Source organism: Halovulum sp. GXIMD14793, assembly GCF_054457435.1.
The window spans coordinates 1-7,205 of the sequence record NZ_JBTLNE010000096.1 but is presented as its reverse complement, the minus strand read 5'-3'; the positions used below and the strand labels follow the sequence as shown (position 1 = coordinate 7,205).

Sequence of the window (7,205 nt, the reverse complement as noted above, 5' to 3'; positions counted from 1 at the left end):
CGGTTGAAGCGGTTGTAGATCGTCGTGTAGGGGCCGTATTGCTCGGGCAAATCCCGCCACGGGATGCCCGTGCGCAGGACATAGAAGATGCCATTGATGACGCGCCGGTCATCCACACGTTTTTTGCCGCGGCTCTTGTTCGGCAGAACCGCTTTGATGAATGCCCATTCCAAATCGCTCATGTCTGATCGCGCCATGTGACTACTCCCGCCGCTTGTTTGGCGCGAAAAAATCACAAGTCATTGGAAGTATAAAGCCCTTTGTGGGTACGCTGCCTAGATATCTCGGGTTCATCCAGCGGTCGACAAGCTTCATGAAAATCGTGATCGAGATCACGATCAGCACAAGATAGACGATGGCCAGCAATGTGCCGTACCCGACATTGGATCGGTCACGGTATTCGCGGAAGATGAAGCTGGTCACACTGTCGGTTGCCCCACCCGGTCCGCCCGAGGTGACATTGATAATGATGTCAGCAAGCTTCAGCTTGAAGATGATGCGGATCAGGATCGCGGTCAGTGAAATGGGCAGCATCATGGGAAAGGTAACCTCCCAAAAGCCGCGCCACGGGCCAGCGCCATCGACGCGCGCGGCCTCTTGCACGTCTTTCGGTATGGCCTGTAGTCCTGCCAGGATCATGATCATCATGAAAGGAATGAACGTCCAGGCATCCATCGCCATGATCATGATGCGGGCGACCTCGGGGTCGGCGAAAAAGGTCGGGCGGTCCCAGCCAAGCCAGCGCGCAAATCTGGCCACAGGACCAAAGCGGGTTTCCAGCATCGACTTGCCGATCATCCAACTTACCGCCACGGGCGAAAGCATCAGCGGCAGCAGGAAAGCGACGCGAAAGAACTTCCGCGCCCGGATCTCGGACGCAAGGATCAGGGCCAGACCAAAGGCGATGGCATATTCCACAAGGATCGCCAGCGTGTACCAGACCATGTTCTGAAGTGCGTTCCAGTAGAATGGATCGGCCCACATTTGCCGCACATTAACCCGCCTGCTCCCACTCGTCATACTGGAAGTGCGACTTGCGATAAGGCTGGAAGCCCGACGGATAAGCCGACGCCCAAAGCGAAAGGTCCTTGCCACCCAGATGGGCCGCTGCGGACCATGCCGCCTTGTGCTTTTTCTCGTCGCTATCAACCCGTGCCATCACGTAAACACCTCAGCCCAGATAGGCCATGTTGGGCGCTTCGTTGCGGGTTTCTTCCCACTCGCCTGTCTTGGCGTTATAGAGTGCGTCACCTGCGGGCAGGATATCAAAGCCTACAACATCCCCCACAACCGAGGTGTCCGAGGTCCGCGCCGAAGAGCCGACATCGCCCCACCAGGTCAGCGATGAACCGGTACCAGCCAGGAATTGCTGGAAGGCCGTCGTGCCCGGATCGGCGTTGATCTGATCCGCCGGATAGGCGTTCTCGGTTGCGATCAGGTCCATCACATCCTGAATGGCCCGGACAAAGGCCGGGTTGTTGACCCGCGGCTTCATGGTTTCCGGATCAAACAGCCAGGCCGGATCATCCGGATGCTTCGCATAGCCGGTGGCCCGGTCCTCAAGGAAATAGAAACCAAAGCCGCCCCAGCCTTTCAGCGGGTCAAGGAAGCCATGCGCCTCAAGCCCGGTCAGCGGGTCGGTCTTGCCTGCAAGGAACTTCGCATGGGCTTTAACCTCCCCCCAGGTTTTGGGCGGTGCCCATGGGGTGTCGTTTCCGGCCTCTTTCCACGCCGCCGCAAACTCTTCGTTTTCGTAGTAGTCTTTGCGATACGCAAATGTATGGCAGTCGCCGTCGATGGACACACGATAGGTCTTGCCATCCCATGTGCCGACAAGGGCCTTCAGATAGTCAACGTAATCATCCATATCGATGATGTCCTTGACCCAATCCGGCATCTCCGAGGCCATTCCACGGCCAAGCACATCACCTTCAAACGGCGCACCCATTTCCAGAAGGTCGAAATCCACTGTTTCGGTGGCACCCGAAATTCAGAAAACTTACGGACGCGAGAATATATGCGGATTGATCACGGACACCGCGCTTGAGGCGTCCGTGATACAGCCCAGGTTCAGTTGCTGAGCAGGGCCACGGCATCGGCCAAGTTGATCTTTCCGTCATATAGCGCGCGCCCGGAAATTGCTCCGTCCAGCGGTGCATCGCAGGTTTTCAGCGCCCGCAAATCATCGTGCGAAGACACGCCGCCAGACGCAATCACCGGGATCGAGACCGCTTTGGCCAGAGCCGCAGTTGCCGCCACATTCGGGCCCTGCATCGCCCCATCCCTATCGATATCCGTGTAGATGATGGCCGCCACACCGGCGTCTTCAAATCTGCGCGCCAAATCGAGGGCGGTCATATCTGTTGTTTCGGCCCAGCCCTCAACCGCGACCTGGCCGTTGCGGGCATCAATGCCAACGGCCACCTGTCCGGGGAAGGCGCGGGCTGCCTGTCGCACAAGGTCGGGGTCGCGCACGGCAACAGTGCCAAGGATCACACGTGCCAGACCTTTGCCAAGCCAGGTCTCGATGGTTGCCAGATCGCGGATACCCCCGCCCAGTTGTGCCGGGACATCGCAGCGGGAGAGAATGGACTCGACCGCTGCGGCATTGACAGGAGCACCGGCAAAAGCGCCGTTGAGATCGACAAGATGCAACCATTCGCACCCAGCCTGCTGAAACGCCAAAGCCTGCGCGGCGGGGTCATCGCTGAACACGGTAGCCTGATCCATATCTCCTTTATAAAGGCGCACGCACTGGCCGTCCTTTAGGTCAATTGCGGGATAGAGGATCATCCGAGGTCTCCTGTTTTCTTGCCTTCTTAGCGGCCAAAGCCGCAGATGCAAGCCGCCGTGACGTCACGACTTGACCCATGCGTTCGTCAGGCGCAGGCTGTCAGAAAAAGGGAGGATATTATGCGCAAACATCTTTTGGTTGCAGGCCTGATGCTGATTGGCACTGCGGCGCAGGCTCAGTCGGTCGACGGAACATGGAAGACCGAGACGTCGGACCAGGGCGCTTACCTGCATGTCAGGATTGGCAATTGCAGCAATAATGCCGCGAAGAAATGCGGCGTCATCACAAAGGTGGTGAACTCGGACAATCAGAGCATTGTCGGCAAGCCGATCATCTGGGGCATGTCCGCCAAAGGGGCCGCGACCTGGAATGGCGGACGCATCTGGGCACCGGATGATGACAAGACTTATCGCTCAAACATGAAGCTGAATGGAAACACTCTGCGGGTTGAGGGCTGCGTGGCGGTGTTCTGTCGCGGACAAAACTGGAGCCGCGTCAAGTGATTGGCAAGGGTGGGTTTCACCCACCCTTGCACTATGGCGCCCAGGTCAGGAAATTGGCGATCAGCCGTAAACCGGTGCGCTGGCTTTTTTCCGGGTGAAACTGGGTGCCAATCATGTTGTCGCGGCCGACCACTGCGGTGACCTCTCCCCCATACTCCACAAAAGCCAGACGATCACTTTTGCTCGCGCAGGCAATGTGGAAGGAATGAACAAAGTAGGCGTGATCGCCGTGATCCAGACCGGCGAGCACCGGGTGCGGCTGCTCCAGAACCAGATCATTCCAGCCCATATGCGGGATCTTCAATGTCAGGTCGGCGGGGGTGACCTCAACCACGTCTCCAGGAATCCAGCCAAAACCCTTAGCGGTGATGCCATGCTCCCGACCCAGATCCGCCATCAGTTGCTGTCCGACGCAAATTCCCAGAAATGGCACCGCATCCTTTTCAACACGCGTGATCACCGCCTCAAGCAACCCGGCCCGGGCATCTAACCCGGCCCGGCAATCGGCGAAGGCCCCGACCCCAGGCAGAACGATGCGATCAGCCCGGCGCACCGTATCGGGATCAGAGGTCACCATCACCTCCCCTGCCCCGGTTTCGCGCGCCATGCGCTGAAAGCTTTTTTCGGCTGAATGCAGATTGCCGCTTTCGTAGTCGATAATCGCCGTTATCATTCGCTTAGCGTACCCTTGGTCGATGGCACGGCATCGGCCTTGCGTGGATCGGTTTCAATCGCCGCACGCAAAGCGCGTGCCACTGCTTTGAAAGCCGCCTCAGCGATGTGGTGTGAATTGATACCATCGATTTTTTCAACATGCAGCGTGATCCCGCCATGGGTCGCAAATGCAGTGAAGAACTCCCGCACCAGTTCGGTATCGAAAGTCCCGATCTTTGGCGCTGTAAACTCCACTTTCCAGACCAGATAGGGGCGACCGGACAGGTCGAGCGCCGCACGGACCAATGTGTCATCCATCGGCAAATGGCATTCGCCATAGCGCCGTATCCCAGTTTTATCCCCTAAAGCCTCGGTCAATGCCTTGCCGAGCGCGATACCGACATCTTCTACCGTGTGGTGATCGTCGATATGCGTGTCGCCTTCAGCCCGAACCTGCATATCAATAAGCGCATGGCGGGCCAGTTGGTCCAGCATATGATCGAAAAAGCCAATGCCGGTCTGGTTGTCATAGGCACCGGTTCCATCAAGATTGAGGCTGACCGAAATTCTTGTTTCGGCGGTGCTGCGGTCTGTTGTGGCCTTGCGCATCGGCATTCCTTTCTGATCCTCAGGCGTTATAAGTCCGCAAGGAACGGGGGGGAAGGGCGTTGGCGGGTATTTTTGTTGGCGGCCACGCGATCTGACTGTGATAGGAGCCTCCGGCGGGGATATTTTTGGAACAATGAAGATGCTATGGCTATGTCCTGTCATCTTTGCGGTTGAACCCTAAGACACCTGACGCCAGAGTCGCGCCAAACGGGAGGGATCATCATGTTCAACGTATCTATGAACTTCAAGCTGGGCGAAGACATCGAAGCACTGCGCGACATGGTGCATCGCTGGGCCCAGGAGCGTCTGGCCCCGATGGCCGGCGATATCGACCGGGAGAACCGGTTTCCCAATGAGATCTGGACCGAGATGGGGGAACTGGGGTTGCTTGGCATTACGGTGCCCGAGGAATTCGGCGGGGCCGATATGGGCTATCTGGCGCATGTCGTTGCGGTTGAAGAGATTGCGCGGGCCAGCGCCTCTGTCAGCCTGTCCTATGGTGCGCACTCCAATCTGTGCGTCAACCAGCTGGCCCTGAACGGAACCGCAGAGCAAAAGGCGCAATATTTGCCAAAGCTGATCAGCGGCGAACATGTGGGATCACTGGCGATGTCCGAGGCCGGGGCCGGATCGGACGTTGTGTCGATGAAGCTGCGGGCCGAAAAGCGCAATGATCGCTTTGTGCTGAACGGCACCAAGTACTGGATCACCAATTCGCCTGATGCCTCTGTTCTGATCGTTTATGCCAAGACCGATCCGGAGGCCGGGCCTAAGGGGATCACCGCCTTTATCATCGAAAAGGAGATGACAGGTTTCAGCGTCGGGCCGCATTTCGACAAGATGGGGATGCGCGGATCGAACACCGCCGAAATCGTCTTCGAGGATGTGGAGGTCCCGTTCAAAAACATCCTGGGCGAGGAAGGCCGCGGTGTGAACGTGCTGATGTCCGGGCTGGACTATGAACGCGTCGTTCTGTCGGGCATCGGTGTGGGCATCATGCATGCCATTCTTGATCACACCATGCCCTATATGCACGAGCGCAAGCAGTTCGGTGAAAAGATCGGGAATTTCCAGCTGATGCAGGGCAAGATCGCCGATATCTATACCACTATGAACTCTGCCCGGGCCTATGTATACGAGGTCGCGCGCGCCTGCGACCGGGGCGAGGTGACGCGCCAGGATGCGGCGGCCTGTGTGCTTTACGCCTCGGAAAAGGCGATGGAGATGGCCGTGCAGGGCGTGCAGGCTATGGGCGGTGCCGGGTTCATGAACGATTCTCCCCTGTCGCGGCTGATGCGGGATGCCAAGCTGATGGAAATCGGCGCGGGCACATCGGAAATCCGCCGCATGTTGATCGGGCGGGAGTTGATGAAGCTGACGGGATGAGGACGGAACCTTGGTGAAGACATTCTTTGCGGCAGTTTTTCTGGCAAGCTTTAGCAGTGCTTCCATCGCGCAGGACGGCTGGGATGCCGCGAACAAATGGGAAGCGACGGTCGCCGATCTCCTGAAGGGGTGCCGTCAGGGGTGGAGGCGCAGACATCCTGTATCGGTCAGGCCGCCACTACCTGTCAGGAAGGTTGGGATGTCGGGATGTCCAATCAGGGCATGGCGGCTTGTGTGCAGTTCGAGGCCAACGCCTGGGATGCCCGATTGAATGCAGTGTGGGGCGAAACCATGAAGCTGGCCAAGCGTGACGATGCGCGTGACGCCGGGTATGGCTTCAAGACTGATCGCGCCGGGGCCTTGTTGAAGGCGCAGCGCGCCTGGATCGAGTTTCGCGATGGCGAGTGCGCGTTTGCCCGGGACCAGTTCGGTGGCGGCTCCATGGGAATACCATCCGCCGCCGCCTGCCGGTTGCAGATGACGGCCGAACGGGCCATCGATATCGAGGCAAAGCGGGATTTCATGCTTGAAGGATACTAAAAAATCTTGAACGCCACCGAAAAAGCAGCCTATACTTTGAACCAATAACCCTCCGGCAGAACCGTGGCTACTCAATACAGCCTCAGATCTCCGAAAAACTCTGACGACGTACAGAATAGAAGCTACAAAATTTTGAACTCAATGAATTGCTATCATGCTAAGAACGCTTAGTAGGATTCAGAGCTCAAACTGTGATTGATCTTTGCAACTGTACTGTGCCCGGCGCTTCAGAGGTGCCAGACGTTGTTGCTAAATTCTTGCCAAAATATTTGGGATGGTCCGTCAAGTCTGTGTGTTCGTTGCAAGAAGTCGATATCATTACGATAGATTGATTGGTCAGATAAATCTATGTCTTCTCCTGCGCCAAAGAGTTCGGTCCCGCCTTTTTCAGCGTATCTTCGATAACCGGCGGTACATGACATCAAGCTTTTCGAATCTTGAGAAGATACGTCGGAAGCCTTTCAGCCTTCGGAACAGGCGTTCGACTTCGTGCGCCTCTTGTAGAGGGTGTGGTCGTAGCCCCATTTGACCCGCCGGTTTGCCTTCGGAGGGACAACCGGAACCATGCCCAAGTCGAGCACTAACTGGCGCGTCTCATCGCCTTCATAGGCCCGGTCCATGAGCAGGGGCACACCTTTGATCGGCGCCTCCCAATCGGTCAGCAGGGCGCGGCCCTCGGGCGTATCATGCGCATTGCCGCCCGAAAGGCTGAATGTCAG

At 57.5% G+C, this 7,205-nt stretch carries 10 protein-coding genes and 1 pseudogene; 3 read left to right on the top strand and 8 right to left on the bottom strand.

Annotation, left to right across the window (positions count from 1 at the left end; translation table 11 throughout):
• The 5 genes from ACW9UQ_RS18000 to hisA form a co-directional block, all read right to left on the bottom strand.
• A partial coding sequence (locus ACW9UQ_RS18000; protein ID WP_458932377.1) for a transposase occupies positions 1–197 on the bottom strand: 197 nt, incomplete at its 3' end.
• A gap of 4 nt (positions 198–201) precedes the next feature.
• A complete protein-coding gene (locus ACW9UQ_RS17995; protein WP_458932376.1) occupies positions 202–984 on the bottom strand; it encodes a carbohydrate ABC transporter permease in 783 nt (260 codons plus the stop codon).
• Positions 985–994: 10 nt separating this feature from the next.
• Entirely contained in the window at positions 995–1,159 is a 165-nt protein-coding gene (locus ACW9UQ_RS17990; RefSeq protein ID WP_458932375.1) for a hypothetical protein, read from the bottom strand.
• A 12-nt stretch (positions 1,160–1,171) separates the two neighbouring features.
• Positions 1,172–1,969, bottom strand: coding sequence for a hypothetical protein (locus ACW9UQ_RS17985; RefSeq protein ID WP_458932374.1), 798 nt, complete (start codon positions 1,967–1,969; stop codon positions 1,172–1,174).
• 101 nt (positions 1,970–2,070) lie between these two features.
• Complete coding sequence (hisA, locus tag ACW9UQ_RS17980; protein WP_458932373.1) at positions 2,071–2,793, bottom strand: 1-(5-phosphoribosyl)-5-[(5-phosphoribosylamino)methylideneamino]imidazole-4-carboxamide isomerase; 723 nt, start codon at positions 2,791–2,793, stop codon at positions 2,071–2,073.
• 120 nt (positions 2,794–2,913) lie between these two features.
• Here hisA and ACW9UQ_RS17975 point away from each other — a divergent pair, with 120 nt between their 5' ends.
• Positions 2,914–3,297 (top strand): DUF2147 domain-containing protein, encoded by a 384-nt coding sequence (locus ACW9UQ_RS17975; RefSeq protein ID WP_458932372.1) that lies wholly within the window; start codon positions 2,914–2,916, stop codon positions 3,295–3,297.
• A gap of 31 nt (positions 3,298–3,328) precedes the next feature.
• Here ACW9UQ_RS17975 and hisH read toward each other — a convergent pair whose 3' ends face one another.
• Both hisH and hisB read right to left on the bottom strand, forming a co-directional pair.
• A complete protein-coding gene (gene hisH, locus ACW9UQ_RS17970) occupies positions 3,329–3,970 on the bottom strand; it encodes an imidazole glycerol phosphate synthase subunit HisH (protein ID WP_458932371.1) in 642 nt (213 codons plus the stop codon).
• Positions 3,967–4,560: an imidazoleglycerol-phosphate dehydratase HisB gene (gene hisB / locus ACW9UQ_RS17965; protein WP_458932378.1), complete on the bottom strand. Its 594-nt coding sequence runs from the start codon at positions 4,558–4,560 to the stop codon at positions 3,967–3,969. Before hisB ends, hisH begins: the two co-directional genes overlap by 4 nt.
• A gap of 222 nt (positions 4,561–4,782) precedes the next feature.
• On the opposite strand from hisB, the gene ACW9UQ_RS17960 reads away from it, so the two are divergent.
• Together ACW9UQ_RS17960 and ACW9UQ_RS17955 are read left to right on the top strand one after the other, a co-directional pair.
• On the top strand, positions 4,783–5,946 hold the full coding sequence (locus ACW9UQ_RS17960) for an isovaleryl-CoA dehydrogenase (protein WP_458932370.1): 1,164 nt from the start codon (positions 4,783–4,785) through the stop codon (positions 5,944–5,946).
• Between the two features lie 96 nt (positions 5,947–6,042).
• Positions 6,043–6,486 (top strand): lysozyme inhibitor LprI family protein, encoded by a 444-nt coding sequence (locus ACW9UQ_RS17955; protein WP_458932369.1) that lies wholly within the window; start codon positions 6,043–6,045, stop codon positions 6,484–6,486.
• A gap of 387 nt (positions 6,487–6,873) precedes the next feature.
• Here ACW9UQ_RS17955 and ACW9UQ_RS17950 read toward each other — a convergent pair.
• A pseudogene (locus tag ACW9UQ_RS17950) lies at positions 6,874–7,205 on the bottom strand (transposase); the annotation flags it as partial.

Coding starts and splice junctions, on each gene's coding strand:
- ACW9UQ_RS17995 (WP_458932376.1), bottom strand. CDS start 984: ATGTGGGCCGATCCATTCTACTGGAACGCACTTCAGAACATGGTCTGG.
- ACW9UQ_RS17975 (WP_458932372.1), top strand. CDS start 2,914: ATGCGCAAACATCTTTTGGTTGCAGGCCTGATGCTGATTGGCACTGCG.
- hisB (WP_458932378.1), bottom strand. CDS start 4,560: ATGCGCAAGGCCACAACAGACCGCAGCACCGCCGAAACAAGAATTTCG.
- hisA (WP_458932373.1), bottom strand. CDS start 2,793: ATGATCCTCTATCCCGCAATTGACCTAAAGGACGGCCAGTGCGTGCGC.
- ACW9UQ_RS17955 (WP_458932369.1), top strand. CDS start 6,043: ATGGGAAGCGACGGTCGCCGATCTCCTGAAGGGGTGCCGTCAGGGGTG.
- hisH (WP_458932371.1), bottom strand. CDS start 3,970: ATGATAACGGCGATTATCGACTACGAAAGCGGCAATCTGCATTCAGCC.
- ACW9UQ_RS17960 (WP_458932370.1), top strand. CDS start 4,783: ATGTTCAACGTATCTATGAACTTCAAGCTGGGCGAAGACATCGAAGCA.
- ACW9UQ_RS17990 (WP_458932375.1), bottom strand. CDS start 1,159: ATGGCACGGGTTGATAGCGACGAGAAAAAGCACAAGGCGGCATGGTCC.